Origin of the sequence: Bacteroides intestinalis (assembly GCF_003464595.1) — a bacterium.
In the GTDB taxonomy this organism is placed as follows: domain Bacteria; phylum Bacteroidota; class Bacteroidia; order Bacteroidales; family Bacteroidaceae; genus Bacteroides; species Bacteroides intestinalis_A.
The window spans coordinates 99,661-121,983 of the sequence record NZ_QRZF01000001.1 but is presented as its reverse complement, the minus strand read 5'-3'; the positions used below and the strand labels follow the sequence as shown (position 1 = coordinate 121,983).

The 22,323-nt window shown below is 40.7% G+C and carries 12 protein-coding genes; 9 read left to right on the top strand and 3 right to left on the bottom strand.

Annotated features, from left to right (window positions below; translation table 11 throughout):
• The first annotated feature begins 8 nt into the window (after positions 1-8).
• Entirely contained in the window at positions 9-3,149 is a 3,141-nt protein-coding gene (locus DWW10_RS00415) for a serine hydrolase domain-containing protein (RefSeq protein WP_022393951.1), read from the top strand.
• A 117-nt stretch (positions 3,150-3,266) separates the two neighbouring features.
• On the opposite strand, the gene DWW10_RS00410 is transcribed toward DWW10_RS00415, so the two are convergent.
• The 3 genes from DWW10_RS00410 to DWW10_RS00395 form a co-directional block, all read right to left on the bottom strand.
• Positions 3,267-3,896 (bottom strand): outer membrane beta-barrel protein, encoded by a 630-nt coding sequence (locus DWW10_RS00410; protein WP_022393952.1) that lies wholly within the window; start codon positions 3,894-3,896, stop codon positions 3,267-3,269.
• 40 nt (positions 3,897-3,936) lie between these two features.
• The gene (locus DWW10_RS00405) at positions 3,937-4,569 is read right to left on the bottom strand and encodes a DUF4136 domain-containing protein (RefSeq protein WP_022393953.1); all 633 of its coding nucleotides are present in this window, start codon (positions 4,567-4,569) and stop codon (positions 3,937-3,939) included.
• A 295-nt stretch (positions 4,570-4,864) separates the two neighbouring features.
• A complete protein-coding gene (locus DWW10_RS00395; protein ID WP_118420618.1) occupies positions 4,865-5,872 on the bottom strand; it encodes an aldo/keto reductase in 1,008 nt (335 codons plus the stop codon).
• A gap of 225 nt (positions 5,873-6,097) precedes the next feature.
• Between DWW10_RS00395 and DWW10_RS00390 the strand changes: the two genes are divergently transcribed.
• The 8 genes from DWW10_RS00390 to DWW10_RS00355 all read left to right on the top strand — a co-directional run bounded on the left by DWW10_RS00390 (position 6,098) and on the right by DWW10_RS00355 (position 22,302).
• Positions 6,098-6,985 carry a helix-turn-helix domain-containing protein gene (locus DWW10_RS00390; RefSeq protein WP_022393955.1) on the top strand — a complete coding sequence of 296 codons (888 nt, stop codon included), beginning with the start codon at positions 6,098-6,100 and terminating at the stop codon, positions 6,983-6,985.
• Between the two features lie 165 nt (positions 6,986-7,150).
• Positions 7,151-9,748, top strand: coding sequence for a glycoside hydrolase family 3 protein (locus DWW10_RS00385; protein WP_118420617.1), 2,598 nt, complete (start codon positions 7,151-7,153; stop codon positions 9,746-9,748).
• 342 nt (positions 9,749-10,090) lie between these two features.
• Positions 10,091-13,228 carry a SusC/RagA family TonB-linked outer membrane protein gene (locus DWW10_RS00380; RefSeq protein WP_022393958.1) on the top strand — a complete coding sequence of 1,046 codons (3,138 nt, stop codon included), beginning with the start codon at positions 10,091-10,093 and terminating at the stop codon, positions 13,226-13,228.
• Between the two features lie 25 nt (positions 13,229-13,253).
• The gene (locus tag DWW10_RS00375) at positions 13,254-14,921 is read left to right on the top strand and encodes a RagB/SusD family nutrient uptake outer membrane protein (RefSeq protein ID WP_022393959.1); all 1,668 of its coding nucleotides are present in this window, start codon (positions 13,254-13,256) and stop codon (positions 14,919-14,921) included.
• 33 nt (positions 14,922-14,954) lie between these two features.
• The gene (locus DWW10_RS00370; protein ID WP_022393960.1) at positions 14,955-16,061 is read left to right on the top strand and encodes a glycan-binding surface protein; all 1,107 of its coding nucleotides are present in this window, start codon (positions 14,955-14,957) and stop codon (positions 16,059-16,061) included.
• A gap of 120 nt (positions 16,062-16,181) precedes the next feature.
• The gene (locus tag DWW10_RS00365) at positions 16,182-17,972 is read left to right on the top strand and encodes a hypothetical protein (RefSeq protein WP_259320391.1); all 1,791 of its coding nucleotides are present in this window, start codon (positions 16,182-16,184) and stop codon (positions 17,970-17,972) included.
• A complete protein-coding gene (locus DWW10_RS00360; RefSeq protein WP_182021341.1) occupies positions 17,972-21,184 on the top strand; it encodes a carbohydrate-binding protein in 3,213 nt (1,070 codons plus the stop codon). The genes DWW10_RS00365 and DWW10_RS00360 overlap by 1 nt, the downstream gene beginning before the upstream one ends.
• Complete coding sequence (locus DWW10_RS00355; RefSeq protein WP_022393963.1) at positions 21,181-22,302, top strand: glycoside hydrolase family 26 protein; 1,122 nt, start codon at positions 21,181-21,183, stop codon at positions 22,300-22,302. The genes DWW10_RS00360 and DWW10_RS00355 overlap by 4 nt, the downstream gene beginning before the upstream one ends.
• Positions 22,303-22,323 lie beyond the last annotated feature (21 nt).

The following is a 22,323-nucleotide window of genomic DNA, read 5'->3' as shown; positions in this document are numbered from 1 at the left end:
AAATGATGATGAAAAAACTATTCCTATTCTTTTTGATGATATACAGTTGTTGTGTCCGCTTTGATGCTCAGGCGCACCATCTGCCGGCGCCACAATCTCCTGTACCTTCTGTTGAACCTATTATGATACGATCTGTTTCCAATGATGAACGATGCCGGCAGTGGGTGGATTCGGTACTCAACAGGATGAATCTGAAAGAACGTATCGGACAATTATTCATTTATACCATTGCTCCTCAGCAAGACAAGGCAAACCGGGATTTGCTACGTAAAGTTGTGGATGACTACAAAGTGGGCGGTCTGCTCTTTTCCGGCGGATTGATGGAGAATCAGGCGATACTGACCAATGAAGCACAGAAGATGGCAGATGTTCCGTTGATGATAACCTTTGATGGTGAATGGGGACTTTCCATGCGTTTGCGAGGTACACCGGTATTTCCCCGAAATATGATTCTGGGCTGCATACAAAACGACAGTCTGCTTTATGAATATGGTCGCGAGATGGCCCGGCAATGTCGGGAACTTGGTGTGCAGGTTAACTTTGCTCCGGTGGCGGATGTGAATATCAACCCGAAGAATCCGGTTATCAATACCCGTTCGTTTGGGGAAAATCCTGCTAATGTGGCTGATAAAGTAATAGCCTATGCCCGTGGTCTGGAAGACGGTGGCGTGCTTTCCGTGAGCAAACATTTTCCCGGTCATGGAGATACGGATGTGGACTCGCATCATTCATTGCCGAAGCTGACCTTTTCCCGTGCACGTTTGGATAGTGTGGAGTTATACCCGTTTAAGAAAGCCATTCAGGCTGGGTTGTCCGGTATGATGGTGGGACACTTGGAGGTGCCGGTACTTGAATCGAAACGAGGGGTGCCTTCCTCACTTTCCCGTAGTGTAGTGCATGATTTGCTGACACAAGAGATGAGGTTTCAGGGGCTGGTATTTACGGATGCATTGGCTATGAAAGGTGTTTCTGCCAATAACACGAGTATTTGCCTGCAGGCTTTGAAAGCGGGAAATGATTTGTTGCTTGTACCCCGGCGGATTAAGGAAGAAGTAGATGCTATACTGGATGCCGTGAAAAATGGTGAACTGACAGAGGCGGAGATTGAGGCAAAGTGCCGGAAGGTACTTACTTATAAATATGCTCTCGGACTATCAAAGAAACCTTTTGTTCGCCTTTCGGGGTTAAGTAATCGTATTAATACGGCGCACACTCGTGATTTGATACGGCGCCTGAATCAGGAGGCGATTACCGTATTGAAGAATAAAAACGATGTGCTTCCGTTGGATGTAGGTACCCGGGAAGTGGCTGTGCTCAATGTAGGTGATGCAAAAGAAATACAACCGTTCCTGAAGGAGCTTTCCGGATTTATTAATCCTGTTGGTTCAAAAGGAGTACCTGCCGTTTTTCAATTGAAAAAAGAGTTACCGGTGGCTGCACGTAAGCAGTTGCGTGATTCACTGTCACAGTATAAACGTATCCTTGTTTGTGTGACGGAACATCGCTTGGCGCCTTATCAGGCCTTCTTTGGGGAATTTGTCCCTGATATTCCAACAGCTTATCTGCTTTTTATACCCGGTAAGCAAATGTTGCAGATACGCCGTGCGGTATCGGCTGCTAATGCTGTAGTACTTGCACATTCATCGAATGATGATGTACAGTGTCAGGTAGCCAGAATACTATATGCCGATGCAACGGCAAACGGACGCCTGTCGGCAAGTATCAGTGACTTGTTTACTACGGGAGATGGACGGACCATTACTCCGAAAACACCGCTTCACTTTGTGCCTGATGAACATGGTATGAACTCCCGTCTGTTGACTCGCATTGATGAAATAGCGAAAGAAGGCATTAAAGAAGGAGCTTATCCCGGTTGTCAGATTGTGATATTGAAAGACGGAAAGGAAATGTATAATAAAGCTTTCGGAACACATACCTGGCCGGGTGCTTCTGTCAAAAAACTCTCTACGACCAATATCCCCGGCGCTACTTTACCGGTATCTCCGACGGATGTTTATGATTTGGCTTCGCTGACAAAGACTACGGCAACATTGCTCGCTGTTATGAAGCTGTATGACAAAGGACGTTTGAGTCTTACCGATCGTGTGTCAGACTATCTGCCCTGGTTGCAAGATACGGATAAAAAAGATATTACAGTCCGCCAGTTGTTGTTGCATGAATCCGGATTACCTTCTACATTGTTGTTTTATCAGGAAGCTATCGATGAAGAGAGCTACGGAGGAACTCTTTTCAAAGCAAAACCGGATGCTGCACATTCTGTACAGATAGGGGTTCGTACCTGGGCTAATCCGAAATTTAAGTTCCAGAAAGGGTTGACTTCTAAAGTGCGGACGGCAGAGCATACCTTACAAGTTGCCGATAGCTTATGGTTGAATCGTTCCTTTAAAGAAGTCTATCAACAAACGATTGTGAAGGCACCGTTGCGCGATCGCCGTTATCGGTATAGCTGTGTAGGTTTCATCCTGTTGCAGCAATTGGTTGAGGCGCGTACGGGCATGTCGATGGATGCTTTTTTGGAGCAGGAGTTTTATGCTCCGATGGGGTTGAAACGTACGGGGTATTTGCCATTGAAGGGTGCAGCTACGGCAGGAACAGCATATGCAGGTATTGTATCCGGCAAGCATACTCCTATACCGAAAGCAGAAATTATACCTTCTTCGGTGGATCCATTCTTGCGGAAAACCGTTCTTCAAGGCTTCGTGCATGATGAGTCGGCAGCTTTCCAAGGTGGTGTATCAGGGAATGCCGGTCTATTCTCCAATGCAACGGAAGTGGCTCAAATTTATCAAATGTTGTTGAATGGGGGAGAGTTGGATGGTAAGCGTTATTTGAGTCCGGAAACTTGTCGTGTATTTACTACTACTGTATCCCGCATCAGTCGTCGTGGTCTGGGATTCGATAAACCTGACCGGCAGAATCCGGCAAAGAGTCCTTGTGCTACGGCTACGCCTGCCACTGTTTATGGGCATACCGGATTTACAGGTACTTGTGCCTGGGTTGATCCGACGAATGGGCTGGTTTACGTTTTCCTTTGCAATCGTATTTATCCGGATGTATGGAATACGAAATTGATGAAGATGGATATCCGTACACGAATACAGGAAGTGATGTATCAGGCGTTAAAATAGCTATATATAGAAGAAGGGAATAGCCCCCCGCTCACGCGGCCGGTTACTCCCTTTTTCACGTCTTGAAACAATCAATTAATACCAGTCAAACTTATCTGTGTTGCAATGCAAATTATGTTAGAATGCAATACCCAGACGCAGACCGAAATTGCTTAAGCCATCTACACTATAAGTGAACAAGTCGCCCTTGTTCGTGCCATAGCTATAGTAAGCGGCAATGTGCAAACCCGGACCATAAGCCCATGGGTAAATGTTGAGACCAATTTCCGGTGATACATAGAAACCCCAAGTACTCTTGTTGGCTTCGTAAACATTGAAAGTTGATTTCATTTCAGCGTACTGAGGACCTACTTTCACACCCACATAAGGCTGGAAAGCGCTACCGCGGTCGAAGGTATAACGACCTGCCAGACCGAAAGGCAACTGGAACAGTGTATGCTGTTGGTCGGTATTGATGCTACCGCCTTCACCTACCGGAAGTGTCTGGCGTCCGAAGTATTCGTGGTTGCTATGGTAAGCAAGAAAAGCACCGAGAGCAATGTTCGGAGTTACGTAGTAACCACCTTCAAAACTCATACCCCATCCGCTGGCTTTATCAGCGAAATGGTTGCTCAGGGGGAAGTTGAATTGCCAATCGATATTAGCATAACCGTTATCGGTCAATTGTGCCTTTGCCGGCATGGCGAAGACGAGAGCCAGAGCGGCAACCGCCAGTACTCTCATTGAAATATATTTTATTGTTTTCATACTTGTTATTGTTTTAAACGACTTAACTACTTACTACTAATTATTTATTAGTCAGATATGAAGATTGAGTATAAGCTTGGTTTACACCTTCAATAGCCAGTTTAGTATTTACAGATGTAGAACCGCTAAGCAATCCGCTCATATAGCTTGTCCAGAGTACGGGCAGTTTTTCTTTTTCACCCTGTGTAGCTTCCAGATTGAGGAGTTCGGTAATGAATGAACCTGTGCTATAAGTATAAGTCACAGCATACGGATAGTACCATCCGCCCCAGTTACCCCAGTAAGGTGCATCCCAATAACCTGGATAGTTCCACCACCATTCGGGACGTCCGTAGTCATTAAAGTAGTAAGTGCTCTTGATGTAGCTGACCTGTAAACCGAGGTTGGCTTCTTCACGGTCGTCTACGCGGACAAAGCCACGATTATTCATATTGGTAGCATAGGCTTGCAGAATTTCCTGAGCGCTTTCATCTTTCCAATATTCGGCTTCTTTTTTATCGCCGATGATAAGAATGCTGTCCGGCATGTAGTACGTTTGGAAAGCTTTGAAGTCAGCTTTCGTGTCATAGTTGGTATAAACCAGATATTTGTTGTCCAGCTTATCCGTGTCAGGGTCTTTTTCGCAGGCTGCGAAAGTCAAGACCACCAATAATAGGGGAATTAATTTCTTCATACTTTTATAATGTTTAGGTTAAATATAAAAATCCTGCCCTGGTACCTCAGGCTTTTGGTACATGAACAAGATAAAAAATAAAAGGTTCAGAAAGGGGTATGTTAAAATTGTGCTTTTGAGGAAGAAAATCTTAAAAAAGGGAGATTTCTCGGTAAGTATTGGTGTGTACCTTGTTGAAAAGTTATGTATTGGGGCCCTTAATGGAAACGAGCGTTCCCTTTCGTGGAAACGCTCGTTGAATACTTTATGAGAACGGATTTATCTGCCTTTGGGTAAACAGTTCCTTATTATCTGCTTATTTCAGAGTATATATCTGATTGATCTTTTGTATTTCTTCTGCAGTGAATTTCGTATTCTTTATGCCTTGCAGGTTGTCATTCAGTTGGGCTATAGAGCTTGCTCCGATTATGACTGAGGTAACCATGTCATCTTTCAGTAACCATGCCAGAGCCATTTCTGCAAGAGTTTGTCCGCGTTGCGTGGCAACTTCGTTCAGGGCTTTTATCTTCTTCAGCTTTTCGTCAGTCAATGCCTCTTTTTTCAGGAAACCACCTTTGGCAATGCGCGAGTCTTCGGGAATACCGTTCAGGTAACGGCTCGTTAATAAACCTTGTGCCAGAGGAGAGAAAGCAATGAAGCCCGTACCGTTTTCTTTAGCTTGTTGCAGGATACCTTCTTCTTCCGGTTCTCGGTTGAAAATGTTATATCTTCCCTGATAAAGCAGGCAATGCACGTCTCTTTCTGCCAGGTAGCGATAGGCAAATTCTGCAGCTTCCTTCGGATATTTGGAAATACCGACGTACAGGGCTTTTCCTTGTCTCACAATATCTACGAGGGTTTGCAGAGTCTCTTCCAATGGAGTGTCCGGATCATAACGGTGTGAATAGAAGATATCCACATAATCCAGATTCATGCGTCGCAGGCTCTGATTTAGGCTGGTCATCAAGTATTTTCTGGAACCCCATTCACCGTAAGGGCCGGGCCACATATCATGTCCTGCTTTCGTGGAAATGAATAGTTCGTCACGATAAGGCATGAACGATTTCTTCATGATCATTCCGAAAGTTTCTTCTGCTGAGCCGTAGGAAGGACCGTAGTTGTTGGCAAGGTCGAAATGGGTAATCCCTTTGTCGAAAGCGTGGTGTGCCATTGCCTGTGAATTAGCAAAAGTATTAACGTCGCCAAAGTTGTGCCACAAACCTAATGAGATTTCGGGCAGTAATATGCCGCTTCGTCCGCAACGGCGATACTTCATACCGTTGTCGTACCGACTGCTGTCGGGAGAATAAATGGGGTTTATCATGCTATTGAGTTTAAGTGAGAACACAAAAGTAGGTAATTCTATTGGAAAAAGAGTGGTCTACCTTGTCAAAAAGTGTAGTGAAATGCGACGGATATTCTATATCTATTAATGAAATATGCCGAAAACGTAGATGTTGCGGAGATGATAAATAAAATAAGTGCTATTATTATTGTATTAATAAAGAATGATTATATTTGCGACATGATACTTTTTTAACCAGTCAGTATGGAAAACTCAAATTACATTATGAGGGAAATTACCCCCTTGTCCGACCGCGATTGTTTTTATATTGCCGATCGTCGTAAAACTGAATTTACTTATCCTATTCATTGTCATGCTGAGTTTGAACTCAACTTTACTGAACATGCAGCCGGTGTCCGCCGTGTAGTAGGAGACTCTGCTGAAATTATCGGAGATTATGATTTAGTGTTAATAACCGGCAAAGAGTTGGAACATGTGTGGGAACAACATGAATGTGGCTCAAAAGAAATTCGTGAGATTACAATTCAGTTCTCGCCCGACTTATTCTTCAAGAACTTTATGAATAAGAACCAGTTCGACAGTATTCGTTGTATGCTGGAGAAAGCTCAGTGCGGTATTAGTTTCCCGATGCAGGCCATTATGAAAGTATATAATTGGTTGGATCGACTGGCTTCGGAAGAACAAGGTTTCTATGCAGTGATGCATTTCCTGAGAATACTTTATGAACTGTCGCAATATGATGATGCGAAAGTGTTATCCAGTTCTTCCTTTGCTAAGATAGAGACCTTTTCGGATAGTCGTCGTGTGCAAAGAGTGCAGAAATATATTGCTGATCATTATCAGGAGGATATTCGTTTGAATACTTTGGCGGATATGGTGGGTATGACGCCCGTTTCATTCAGCCGTTTCTTCCGGTTGCGTACGGGGAAGACACTTTCTGATTATATCATCGATATTCGTCTTGGCTTTGCTACACGTTTGCTGGTAGATTCTGCACATACGATTGCTGAGATATGTTATGACTGTGGTTTTAATAACTTGTCCAATTTCAACCGGATATTTAAACGAAAGAAGGATTGTTCGCCGAAAGAGTTCCGGGAGAATTATAGAAAGAAGAAGATAGTGATCTGATTCTGTACTTTTCGTATCTGGCGTATAGTCTATTTTATCCTTAAAAGATGCTTTTTCTTATTCAACGATGAATTGTACAATGAAAGGATAAAATAATATCAGTTAGAGTATTAGGATATCGCTACATTTGCAAATAGAAAAATATACTCTAATCTATTGGAAAATATGCAAGCGAGAAAGTATTTATTAGTTGGAGCATTTATATTAGTAAATATTTCATTGAAAGCCCAGGATAATGGCGGATGTGATGATTGCCCGGCTTTCAATGCAAGTGGAAAAGTGGAAGTGCGTGGAATAAAGGAGAGAATTATTGGCGATTTATCTCAACCTATATCTGTACGTGTAGAAAATCTCATCAGTAAGATGACACTTGAAGAAAAGGTGGCTCAGCTTTCTAATGAAACAGATAGCATACCGCGCCTGAATCTTCCCTCATATAATTATTGGAATGAATGCCTGCATGGAGTGGCTCGTGCGGGTGAAGTGACTGTATTTCCACAGGCTATTAATCTGGCTTCTACCTGGGATACCTTATTAATTAAGAAAGTAGCTTCTGCCATCTCTACAGAGGCTCGCTTGAAATATTTGGAAATAGGAAAGGGGCTTACTTACTGGTCTCCTACTATTAATATGGCCCGTGATCCCCGTTGGGGACGGAATGAGGAAACTTATGGTGAAGATCCTTATTTAACTTCCCGTTTAGGTGTAGCTTTTGTGAAGGGATTACAGGGAGATCATCCCGATTATCTGAAGACAGTTGCTACAATAAAGCATTTTGTTGCCAATAACCAGGAAAATGACCGTTTCTCCAGTTCTTCACAGATACCCACCAAGCAGCTGTATGAATATTACTTTCCGGCTTATGAGGCATGCGTAAAGGAAGCGGATGCACAATCTGTAATGACTGCTTATAATGCCTTTAATGGGGTGGCTCCGAGTGGCTCAACTTGGTTATTAGGAGATGTTCTGAGAAAAGAGTGGGGATTTGGCGGATTTGTTGTTTCTGATTGTGGAGCTATTGGAGTCATGAACTGGCAGCACCGGGTTGTAAATTCACTGGAAGAAGCTGCTGCTTTAGGTATAAATAGTGGTTGTGACTTGGAATGTGGAGGAACCTATCGCGAGAAACTGGTAGCGGCTGTAAAAATGGGATTGGTATCAGAGCAAGCCATTGATAAGGCTTTGAATCGTGTATTAACAGCACGTTTTAAATTAGGTGAATTCGACCCTATTGAACTTGTTCCCTATAATCATTATGATAAAAAGTTACTTGCAGGAGAAAAATTTGGGAAGTTAGCTTATGAAGCTGCAGTTAAATCTATAGTACTTTTAAAGAATGACAATGACTTCTTGCCTGTAGACAAGAAGAAGATACGTTCTGTAGCTATCGTCGGTCCATTTGCTGATAATAATTATCTGGGAGGATATAGCGGGAAACCTGTTCATAATGTTTCTTTGCTACAAGGTGTTAAAGATTTAGTAGGTAAAAAAGTGAAGGTTTCATACATGGAAGGCACTTCTGTGATTTCTCCGGTTGGTTCGGAGTATTTGGTGGCTTCTGATGGGGTAAGCCAAGGACTTACTGCCGACTATATAAGTGGGCACAGTCTGAGTGATATCCCTTTGTTTTCAAGAATTGATAAGACTGTGGGTTTTGACTGGGGAGATGGTACACCGGATGAACGTTTAACTAAAAATAATTATTCTGTCAGATGGAGTGGATATCTGAAAGCTCCGGTAAGTGGTAAACATACTATTGGAATGTATGCTGATGGCGGAGTGCGTATTTGGTTGAATGATCGTTTAGTTCTGGATAAATGGAATGCTCGTGGCTTACAGTTTTATTCTGTAGAGGCTTCGTTTGAGGCAGGCAGAAAAATGCCGGTCAAGATAGAATATATAAATAAGACAGGTGCTGCTGCTTGTATGTTGGTTTCTGATTTTGGAAATTCAGATCAGATAGATAAGGTGAAAGAATTTGTATCTGGGGCGGATTTAGTATTGGTTGCTTTGGGAAATGACGAAAAGTTGGCTCGTGAAAATCGTGATCTGCCTTCCATTTATTTACCTATGACACAGGAATTGCTGCTAAAAGAAATTTATAAAGTGAATCCTCGTACTGCCTTGATACTCCACACAGGAAATCCGCTAACTTCAAAATGGGCTGCAGAGCATGTCCCTGCTATTCTTCAGGCTTGGTATCCGGGACAAGAGGGAGGTAAGGCTTTAGCTGGCATTTTGTTTGGTTCGGAAAATCCGTCGGGTAAGTTACCAATGACTATTTATGAATCGGAAGAGCAGTTACCGGATATTTTGGATTATGATATTTGGAAAGGGCGTACCTATCAATATTTGTCAAGTAAGCCTCTTTATGGATTCGGACACGGTTTAAGTTATTCGAACTTTGAGTATACACATTTGCAAAGTGATGATGTGGTTCGCCAGGATGGTACTTTGCAATGTTCTATTGAAATTAAAAATATAAGTGATGTAGCAGGAGAAGAAGTTGTTCAGGTATATATTTCCCGTGAAAATACTCCGGTTTATACTTTCCCGTTAAAGAAATTGGTGGCTTTTGCGAGAGTGGATCTGAAACCGGGTGAAAATAAAACGGTTACTTTTACAATTGCTCCCCGCCAGCTTTCTATATGGCAGGAAGGAATATGGAAGATGCTTCCGGGGAAATATTCCTTGTTTGTAGGAGGTGGTCAGGAAGGGTTATCGAAAGGAATAAATAGGAATTTTGAAATAAAGGTAGAATAAGGTTAGTTGAGTCAGGATATAGGTGTTGTTTCTAGGGGAAAAGATTGTTTTAATGGATAATTTATAGTCTGCGATATGATACTTTTTAATCCTATATTTGGATAATATAATATAGGAATGCTTTTCTTGAGATGTATTAATTTAACTTTTAACGATATTAGGTAAAAAACTCTTCAACTCGTTTTGTATAGCGCGTTTGAATGGGTTATACCTTCTAATCAGATACTTATTGTATAGTGTCGGAATAGTATTAGTTAATGATAAAATTGTACTTGTTTATCATAGAGACGGCAGCTATATTTGCAGTGTTGAAGAATTTATTATTTTAAATCAGTGTTATATATGAAAAACATTATGTTGTTTCTGATGACGCTCTTAATGAGTAGTCATGTGATGGCTCAGGAGTCCATCGTTACCGGTACTATTACTGATGCTAACGATGGTTCTCCATTGATTGGAGCCAATGTGTTGATTAAGGATGCCGGGGTAGGTTCCATTGCTGATACGGAAGGTCGGTATAGCGTGAATGTTCCTAAAGGGAAAAATGTGCTGGTCTTCTCATGTATAGGTTATAAGGAACAAACGATAACCTTGAAACCTGGACAGAGAACTCTGAATGTAAGAATGGCAGAGGACACGGAATTACTTGATGAAGTCGTGGTAGTTGGTTACGGTACGATGAAGAAAAGTGATTTAACGGGATCGGTCACCAGTATTAAGAGTGATGAGTTGATGAAAACCAATCCGATCAGTATCAATCAAAGCTTGCAGGGGCGTATTGCCGGTGTACAGGTTAATCAGAACGATGGTGCTCCGGGAGCAGGTGTAAGTATTCAGATCCGTGGTGCAAACTCATTCTCTACATCTACAGAACCGCTTTATATTGTGGATGGTATTCCTTTCACAACAAGTGGTACTCCGGGGACCGGTAAAGATGGTATGCTCCAAACTACCAATCCGCTTTCTGCCATCAATCCGGCAGATATTGAATCTATTGAAATCCTGAAAGATGCTTCTGCTACTGCTATCTATGGTTCCCGTGGTGCCAACGGTGTGGTACTGGTTACTACAAAACGCGGTGCTAAAGGGAAAGATAATATTAGTTTCAGTGCTAATTTCGGAATCTCAAAAGTGGTGAAGAAGATGGATATGCTGGATGGCTATACGTATGCTAAGTATCGTAATGAAGCTGCGGAAATGTTTAATAAGTATGATGGTGCGAATGAAAAGATTCCTTATCCGGGAACATCTACAGTTGATCCGACTACAGGAGAAGCTGTATACTCTCCGGGCCCGGACGATTACAGAAATGGTAAGTATCCAAGTGTGAATTGGCAGGATGAAGTGTTTGAGACTGCTCTTTCTCAGGAATATAACTTGAGTGTTAGTGGTTCCAGTGATAAAGGGTACTATGCAATTTCCGGTAACATATTGGATCAGGAAGGTATTATTAACAACTCTGGTTATAAACGTTATACATTCCGTGCAAATGTAGCTCGTAAAGTGCACGAATGGATTGAAATCGGGACCAATATGAGTTTTACCAATTCATTGAATAAGCTGGCAAAGACAAACTCAGTAAGTGATGGTATTATTCGTGGAACCCTGTTCTATCCTGCGACTGCTCCTTTGGATGATGAAACAAATAATTCTCAGCTAAATTGGTTCTCTTCCAATCCGTATGTTTACACACGTGCAGCAAAGGATGAGCTGACTACTAATACGTTCTTCTCTTCTTCTTATCTGGAAATTACTCCAATTAAAGATTTAAAACTTCGCCAGAATGTAGGTTTCTCTTATAATGGAAACGAACGTAATGTGTATTATAACCGTGAGACAGTGGAGGGTAAAGACCCGGTGAACGGTTATGCTTCTAAAGCTGATAACTGGGCAAAGAATCTGGTACTCGAAACAATGGCTACTTATAACAAAGAGTTTAATAAGAATCACTCTTTGAATGCAGTGGTTGCTTTTTCTTATGAAAAAGGTGATTATGGTAATAAAGCCATGACTGCCACCGGTTTTCCGCAAGATATAACAGAAGATTATGATATGAGTGCGGCCGTTAATCCGGGTAAGCCGACTAGTGGGCGAGGCATGACTTCTTTGGTCTCTTTCCTGGGACGTGTCAATTATAGTTTAATGAACAAATATCTGTTCACTGCTTCTTTCCGTCGCGATGGTTCCAGTAAGTTTGCTCCCGGTAATAAATGGTCGAACTTTGCATCAGGTGCTATTGCATGGCGTGCTTCGGAAGAAGAATTTATTAAGAGACTGAATATCTTCAGTAACCTGAAAGTACGTGCAAGTTATGGTCAGACTGGTAATCAGGCTATTGGTGCTTATGCCACACGCGACTATTTGACTGTGGCCAATTATCCTATTAATGGTGCGCTTGCCAGTGGTTTTGCCAATCTAACTTGGAGAGGGCCGGCAAATCCGGATTTAAAATGGGAAACAACCAGTCAGTATAATGTGGGTGTGGATATGGGATTCTTTAAGAATAGAGTAAACTTTACAGTTGATCTTTATTATAAGAAGACATCAGACCTGTTGCAGAATATACAGATTCCTCAAAGTACAGGCTTTTCTAACATGACTACGAACTTTGGCAATGTAACTAATAAGGGTCTTGAGATCTCCGGTAAGTTCTATGCAGTAGCTACAAAGGATTTTAATTGGGATTTCGATGCAAATATCTCTTTCAACCGTAATAAGATTAGTGGACTTCCCGGTGACCAGTTTGCACAAGGATGGAGTAAAGCTGATAATGTTTTCTTGCAACGTAATGGATTGCCGATTGGTACAATCTATGGTTTTGTAGAAGACGGATTCTATGATAACATTGCAGAGGTGAGATCAGATCCTTTCTATGCCAATGAATCGGATGCTGTATGTAAAGCTATGATTGGTGAAGTGAAATATAAGGATCTTGATGGTGTAGCCGGTATTACAAACGCTGACCGTCAGATTATTGGAGATACCAATCCTGATTTTACATTTGGTATGACGCATAATTTCTCTTATAAGAACTTCTCTTTGAGTTTCTTTCTGCAAGGATGCGTGGGAGGTGATATCTTCAATGCTAACTTGATGGAAGTAACTATGAGCGGTATCGGTAATATTCCACAAGAAATGTATAATACCCGGTGGACTCCAGAGAACAGAGCGATTGCGAAATGGCCAAAAGCTTATGCTGGTTATGGTAGAACTATGAAATTGTCTGATCGCTACGTAGAAGACGGATCTTATCTCAGAATGAAAAATATTAATTTGGGTTATAAATGGATACCTTCATTCAAAGGGATAGAATCAGTGAATCTATATGTTTCTGTAAGCAATGTATTTACGATTTCTGGCTATAGTTGGTTTGACCCGGATGTTAACTCTTTCGGTAGCGATTCTTCACGTCGTGGAGTGGATATGTTCTCTTATCCAAGTAGCCGTACTTTCTCTTTCGGTTTGCAATGTACATTCTAACGTTTAATTCAATTCAAAGAAAGTTATGAAAAAGATTATATTAAAATCAGTCATATTGTTGTGGGCGGCTGTGGCTGCATGCTCTTGCGATAACCTGTTGGAAGAGAAAGCATACGATTTTGTTTCTCCTGAGCAGTTGGGAGACAGTGAAAGTGCTGCTTCACAACTTGTAACAGGAGCTTACAATACCATTATTACCAATTTTATTGCTCCGGGTTCTTATCTGTATCTCACGAATATGGATTGTGACTATGCTTCTGGTGCTTCATGGGCATTTGGTAATGTGGGAGCTGGTAATCCGCAGGGATTTTGGGGAATAGACCACATGTGGCAAGGGTGTTATACTTTGATTCATCGTGCTAATTTGGCTACTTCTAAGATCACTGCAATGAACAATCTAACCCCTGAAAGTAAGGAAGATGCTTTGGGACAATTATGTTTCCTGAAAGCATGGGCTTATTTTAATCTGGTCAGAAATTATGGTCCGGTACCTATTTTCAGAAAATCTATATCAGAAGGTGAAGATATGCATCAGGCCCGTTCTTCCGTAGCTGATGTTTATGCACATATTATTGAACTGCTGGATCAGGCAGAGAATATGTATTCTAAAAATGATGCAGGTTTTATCGAAGGACATGCTTCAAGTGGTGCAGCAAAAGCTTTATTAGCAAAAGTTTATGCAACAATGGCATCAGGAGCAATGTCCGGAGTACCCGTTGTGGTTAAAGGCGGAAAGCCTTCCAATGCGGAGCCACAAGCAATTACGCATACAGCACAGACTGTGGCCGGATATGAGAGTTTTGATTCGAAAAAGTATTATGAGTTGGCACGTGATAAGGCATGGGAAGTAATACAGGAGTATACCTTGTTCGATAAATATATGGATGTGTGGTCCATTGCCAACCGTAATAAGGGGGAACATATCTGGATGGCTCAGGCTAAGAGTGCCGATGCAGATTTTGGTAATACGATTTGCCAAGATTATGTGGGTATCTTTAAGGAAGATGGTACGATGGAAGGTAATTGGTATGGAATGCGTGACCACTGGTACTTACTTTTTGAAGAAAAGGATAAGCGTATTGTAGACGGAGTGATACATCGGTATGCTTCAGGTGATATTTCGAATGGTAAGGTGATTTACTATTATTATCCGCGTTGGTATGCAGATAAGGTCGCTAATAAGGAAGTTTACGATAGTGAAGGTAATGCATTTGATGGTACGGAAGTATATAAAGAAGGTGAAGGTTGGACATTAGCAAAGTTGACTAAGTTTACATTTGTGACGGACCGTAAGCAAAAGAACAGTGATTTTCATTTTCCGCTGCTTCGTTTGCCGGATATTATGCTGATTTATGCGGAAGCTGTGAATGAATTGAATGGTGGACCGGATGCTGAAGCTTATAATCAGGTTAATAGAATCCGTACACGTGCAAATGCGACTCCGTTCTCTGGCATGAATCAGAATGAGTTCCGTTCTGCTGTACTTGAAGAACGTGCCCGCGAGTTGGCGTATGAAGCAGATCGTCGGTATGATTTATTCCGCTGGGGTATTTATTGGGGAGTAATGAATGCGATTGATATGGATGAGCATAATGTTACTAAACGTCGTTTGGAACGTAATTTGCTTTATCCGCTACCTACTAGTGAAGTCAATGCAAATGATAAGATTGACTCTAATAATCCGGGTTGGTAATGAGTATTCTGAATAAACTTAAATGAAGAAACAATGAAAACATTAAAATATACTTTATTAGTTTTGGCAATATTGGGGTGTAGCATATTCTCATCTTGCTCTGATGATGATGAAGCGATTGCTCCTCTAAATGTAACAAAGGTGTCTACGGTGACTGACCGTAAGGAAGCTATCGATAAAGCTAATCTTGCGCAATATATTATTGTGCAAGGTACCGGGTTGAATGCTGTTACATCTATTTTAGTGAATGATGTTCCGGTAGACATGTTAGAAACATACATAACATCCAATGAAATTACATTTCCTATTCCCAGGGTGATTCCCGAGAATGTGAATAATCTGATAACCTTGTCAACCGGCAGCGCAACGGTAACCACACCTCTTTCTGTCTTTGTCCCGGATTTGCGGATTGATGGTATGTATAATGAATTCACTCCTGCAGGCGAAATGATGAAAATTGTGGGAGACTATTTTGATCTGTATGAGATAACTACTGAATCAGGTAAGTTATACTTTGGTGACCGTGAGATGGAAATTGTAAGAGCAGTACAGGATACTTTATATTTCAAACTTCCTGCTGATGCAGCAGTTGGTACTAAAGTTAAAATTGTCAGTCCGGTTGCAGGAGAAGTAATGGTGCCTGGAAAATATAAAGAAAAGGGTAACATGCTATGTGATTATGATCCATTTACAGGATGGGGAGGTGGACAATATCTGAGTAGCGGTCCTACCCCAGTGGCTATTAGCGGACAATATTGCCGTTTCAATATAGCTAAGGGGGATGCAAATGATTGGGACTGGAACTCAGTGACTGGTATATCACAACTAGCTGTTGAGTATTTCCCAGAGGTACTGGCCAATCAAAATAATTACCTACTGAAATTTGAGGTGAATACGTTGAAGCCTTTGACTAAGCGTCAGATTCGCTTCTATTTCTCTCAGATAAATTATGACTGGGAACCTTTTGCTTCAGGACTTGCTTTAAATACAAATGGCGAATGGCAGACAGTAACTCTTGAATTAAGTACAATGTGGAAGGGTAGTGTTCCTGCCGACGGTGTTCTACAGATCATGGGTAACAGTTATGCAGAAGATACCGATATCAGTTTTGATAATTTCCGTATTGTGCCTAAAGACTAAATATTGACTATATACCTTTATAAGGTTAAAAGAACAGTTTTTCAAATGAGAGTATAATTTCAAAAGAGAGGCAGTTACGAAAAACGGGCTACCTCTCTTTTATCCTTAAAAAAAGCTTGAATGATGATACGAAAAATCCAATATATATTTATTCTATTATGTTTGCCTGTCAGTTTGTTGGCACAAGAGAAATTTAATATTAGAGGAGTACTTCCTTGGCATAACTTTCTTTCAGGTCCTACGGGATGGAATTTGGAAGACTATCGGAATTATCTGGACGAATGTCAACAATATGGTATCAATTTTATCGGATTTCATAATTATACCGGTGGGGGTGAACGTTATGCCACTTATGTGGAGCCGATGATCAAGATAGAATATAAGGATATTCTTCCTCAGGCTTATTTTGATAATTCTCTTACTGCACGTTGGGGGTATTTACCCATGAAAGTGAAAGATTATGCTTTCGGTACTGACCGTGCATTTTCTTTGCCGGAAGGTGCGGAGGCTTTTGGAAGTGATGCTTCTGTAACTTCTTCTACTCCACGAGAGCATTATGAGAAATCGCAGGCGTTGATGCGTGATGTTTTGAGTATGGCTCATGAACGTGGTATACGTATGGCAATGGGATTTGAATTTGGAGTAATACCTCCAGAATATTTTTCTTTGAATGTAGCGGGCGACTGTTTTTATTGGCCTGGAGAATCTAATATGATTCCGAATCCAAAGAGCCAGTTAGCGATAGAGATACATTATGCAGCACTTGATAATATTTTGGAAACCTATCCTGATATCGACTATGTCTGGTTATGGTTGAATGAACACTCATTTATGGGAGTGAATATAGAGAAAGCTTTGGAAAATGCTTCTTTTGCTGAAGCATATAACGCCGGACAAGGTTATTTTAAAGAGGCAGCTGATGATGCAGCCCGTTTTGTCGGAGTTTGGGCACTTGAATATATGAAATTGACATCGGACTATTTGAGATCCAAAGGTTCGCACGCGAAAGTGATTCTTGGGGGATGGGGAGGTGGCCATCAGTTACCTTCATTGTTGAAAGGATTGGACAGAGCTCTGCCAAAGGATGTCATATTCAGTTGTTTAAATCCTGATTTAGGAAAAAGTCCACAGCCTGAATTCTTGTCTGATATAGCAAAGAACAGAACTGTGTGGGCAGTGCCTTGGTTGGAGGGAGATCATCAGCTTTGGCATTTTCAACCACGTGTGGAAATGATGCGTGACCATGTGAAACTTGCAGCAAAACAGAATCTGGATGGGGTGATTGCTATTCACTGGCGTACGGAAGAGCCTCGTTTTAATTTTAGAACATTTGCTCATTTTGCTTCAAATAAGACAGACAACAAGACTGTGGAACAATTATATGAAGAATATCTGACCGAGGATATGGGTAATAAGGCTGCAAAACTATTGGCTCCTCTGTTGGCACAAATGGATATTAAACAAATACAATGGAATGTTCCCTCACCAGAATTTTATGCCTTCACTCCTGAATGGGGATTATTGGATGATCAAAATGTGAAACTGCGTGAGAGGCTGATTCGGGCTGCTGAACAGGCACTGAAAAAGACAGAAGGTATTCAGCGAGATAATTTGCAACGTTTCATTGCAATGTTCCGTTTTGAATTGCTATTGGGAGAGGTTGATAAAGCTATGATGCCTGCATTTATTCTTAAGAAGAATGACAGGCAGGGTACTGTGAGCAGTTCTTTTGAAGACTGTGAGAAGGCCTATCGTACCCTTATGGCTGCTCCGGTGAAAGATATGTTTGAGACTTATATGCAAAGAGTTCATTCTCGTGGAGAATTAGGTGTGTTAAGCTCTTTAAACCAGCGTTTATGGAGAGAATATAATGATTTGAAGTCTTATCTTGAAACAAAATTGAAGAGATGATGAAAGATTTGAAGAAATATTTATTAGGATATTGCCTGATAGCTGTTTTAGTTCTACCTGTTCAAGCACAAATTTTACAAATAGGTAGTGGAACTTCATTAGAAAACTATGCAGCATCGGAACTGCAGAGATACTATTATCAGCTATCCGGTAAACTTTTGAATATCGAGAGGACAGCCTCGGCAAATCTAAAATCAGATTTTATATTAACCACATTAGATAATCCATTAGTGGATGATTGGCAAAAGAAAGGTATACTTAAGCTAAAAGAGAAACCAGGAGAGCAAGGGTATATACTTCAAACTGTAAAGAATGCTGGTCGCCATACTTTATTGATTGCCGGAACGGATCCTTGCGGATTACTTTATGGAGTATATGGTTTGCTTGAAGATCATTTGGGAGTGCGTTTTTATATGAGTGGTGATATCTTGCCTGAAAAAAGAATGAGAGGTCACCTTCCCGTGATAAACGATGTACGTACTCCTCAAATGCGTATTAGAGGATTTCTTCCATGGACCAATTTTCCACAATCAGCTACTATTTATTCCTGGAATGATTGGAGGTATATTATTGATCAAGCGGCAAAAATGCGTATGAATTTTATTATGATTCATAATTATAATGGTTTTTGCGGGCATAATGAAACTTTTCATAATTTTGAATATAATGGCTATTTATCCAGAGGGTGGATGCCGACTATAAAAACAGGACATGGTTGGTTGTGTCCGGGATGGGATATTAATGAATACTGTTTTGGAGCTTCTGAAATTTATGATGATTATGATTTTGGAGCAGATTATGGACTTCATAATGAGACATTAACTAATAGCCAGATAAAAGAAAAAGGTGAAACTGTTTTTCGTAAGGTGATAGATTATGCACATCAACGCGGAGTCAAGATTGGATTGGGACTTGACATTGATGTGATTCTTCCTGAATATCAAGTGTCTGCTGATGATCGCGGTGTAATTGCTGCGCAAACTGCACAATTAGCCAAGCAATATCCATATTTGGACTATTTGTTTTGTTTTCAATCAGAGGGAAGCAAAGATTCTGTTTTCTATGCTAAATGGCAGAGAGTCTTTGATGGTTTTTATGAAGATATGAAGCGGCTTTCGCCGTCAACTCACATTGTTGTATCAGGTTGGGGAATGACGGCGGAATCTGTTGCTCGCCTACCGAAAGATGTTATTTGTGCTCCGATATCTTATTATTCCGCAGCATTTGAGTCGGGGAATATATATGGAGAGCGTGAATATTGGGGATGTCCATGGTTAGAGAGAGATTGGAGTAGTTCACAGTATTATTATCCTTATAATGTGGATTTATCAGAAACAATTCATGCTTATGAGAAAGCTTCGGAGAATATGAAAGGATTTTATGCTTTAACTTGGCGTTTAACAGATGCAGTTTCTCCTAAAATGTGGTATATAAGTAAAGCACCTTGGTATGAAGCTAAAGAATTAGACTCTTCGGAAAAAGTTTATGGAGACTTTGCTAAAACAAATTATGGAGAGTCTGTTGCTAAACCGATTACTGCCATTATAAATCAAAATGAACCATTTGCTACAGATTTTGCAGAGTGTCAGGCGACACCGGGTTTTAATGAGGTTGTAAATACTTATCCTTTAATGAATATTCAGTCGTTATGCTTTGCCGGAAAACATAGTGAACTTATGAAGATAGATGCAGTAAACTTTCAGGAAAAGAAAGGAACAAAAAATGCACCGAGTGATGAGGGAGGAGAATGTGTAGGCTATATAATGGCTGGTGATTGGTTGAAATACGATCAGGTTCATTTTAAGGAAGATGTTTCTTTAATATCCCTCAGAGTTGCTTCTGCTTCAAATGGAGGTATCATTACTATTTCGGTAGGGAAACTTGATGGACCTGTTATTGCTTCGATTGATGTAAAAAACACAGAAGGGTGGCAGACATGGAAAAGTTTGACTGTTCCGGTTAAAATAGATAAAGGAATTTATTCTCTTTATGTTAGTTTTCATCCTTTCAACGATATAACACAGGCTAATAAATTGGCTGAAAAGCAATTGAATACTATTGATAGTTGCATGGCTGTGGTTACTAATTTAGGGCAGAAGAAACGTTTATCTTATTTACGTGCACGTATTGAAGGTACTAAACACCATATTGCACTAAATTCAGAGTTTGAGAAATACCAATGGGCTGATTTGCCGGGACAAATGGATAATTGGGCTCGTAGTTTCCTGCATCGTATCGATGATATTTCATCTTTTGGAAATATTATGAGTACACAGAACCGTTTTGTACAGCAGAATTACGTAGAGAAGATAAATAAATTACGTAAATACCAAAGAGTGAAAGCTCCTTCCCATGTTACTGCTAAAGGAACGCAAAATGGAGCGTTGGTGACATGGCGTAATGAAGAACCGGGAGCAGACATTTTTGTAGTGTGCCGGGATGGTAAGGAAATTGCATCAGTACCTGTCAGTGCTAATCAATATGTCGATACATTTAATGGAAAAGCCTCTTATACAGTATATGTGATTGATACGGATGGAAATAGAAGTCTTGCTAGTATTCCAACTTATTGCTTAGCTGGTGATGCAGATGATGAAGCTCCTATTATTATAAATCCTTCTCCTGTGACTTCGGTTCCTCAGGGACATGATGTTAACATAAAGCTGTCTATGGTTGATAATCGTTCCGTTGAAGATCTTTCTGCTGTGCTTCATTACCGTACTATAGGTTGTAAAGAATGGAAGCAGATACCGTTTAAACATAGAATAAGAGCTGCTTTTGCGGTAACTATTCCTGCTGAAGAGTTTTCTATTCAAGGAATGGAATATTATATTACTGCCTCTGATTCCCGTAATGTGGCTATGTATCCGGCAGACGCACCTGCACGGCTCCATACAATTATTGTGACGGGCAGTGGAAGTAATAAATTACCTTCTCCGGTTGTAAGACTCACTGCCGACAATCGATTAAAGTGGGAAAAAAATCCTGATGTGGATATGTATCGGATTTATCGTAGTAAATCTTCTGATTTTGCAACGGATGCTTCTTCCTTTATAACATTTGTAGGAGGGCAGACAACTTCTTTTTATGATAATGGGATAGATCTGGACGGTACTCCTTTAAAAGGAGCTTATTTTTATCGTGTAACGGCTGTTAGCGGTGATGATATGGAGAGTAATGCTTCTGAAATTCTTAAAATAGATTATAAATGAAAAGAGTATATATTTATATAGTGATTGCTTTATGTGGAGTTTCTGCATGTACCTCTCCTCGTCAGCGGATTTTGGAAGATACCAGATTGAGTTTAGTGGATAAACACGCTACCGACTTAACTACTATTCTGTTCCATAATCTGAAGCAAATGACTGGAAAGCATGTAGTATATGGGCAACACAATTATGAAATGGATGGATTTGATTCGGATACCAGCCGTTGGCGTGATGAACAGAATCGTTGTGATGCTTATGATGTGGCAGGGGCTTATCCGGCTATGGCCAGTTTTGATTTTCTGCATTTTACGAATCCAGTTAGTTGGGAAACTAAGAATCTGGATTATATAAGGAGTAAGTTTTATGCTGCTTATGAACGTGGAAATGTGCTCACTTTTTGCTGGCATTATTATAATCCGGTTACAGGAAATAATTTCTATGATACTACGCAGGTAGTAAAGCATATCCTTCCTGGCGGATCACACCATGAAGTATTTAAGGGCGATTTGAAGATTATTGCAGACTTTGCCCATAATGCTAAGAATCATGCTGGTGAACTGATTCCTATTATTTTTCGGCCTTGGCACGAATTTGATGGAAATTGGTTTTGGTGGGGAAAGAATCATTGTACAGTAGAAGAGTTCAAAGAGCTCTACCGTTTTACTGTCACTTATTTAAGGGATTCCCTGCAAGTACATAACTTTTTATATGCATTTTCTCCTGATTGTGGATTTACGACTGAAAAGGGGTATTTGGAGCGCTATCCGGGAGATGAGTATGTGGATGTAGTAGGTATGGATAATTATTGGGATTTTAGGCCGGATGGTGGAGATACCAGCTTAGTAGTGCTAAAATCTCGCATCTTGACTAAGTATGCTAAGGAACATAATAAGCTATCTGCTATTACTGAGACTGGAACGCAGACCAGAGACTCTTTATGGTATTCACAACTATTGAATATTTTATATTCCGAAGGAGTAGAGTTGAATTACTTATGTACTTGGTCAGGCTTTGCTCCCTATAAGGGACACCCTGCTGCGCCGGATTTTTACCGGTTCAAAGAAGATTCTTTGATTTTATTTGCTGATGAAGTGCCGGATTTTTCTGTCCTGGCAAAATAAAATAATATTATAGAAAAATAA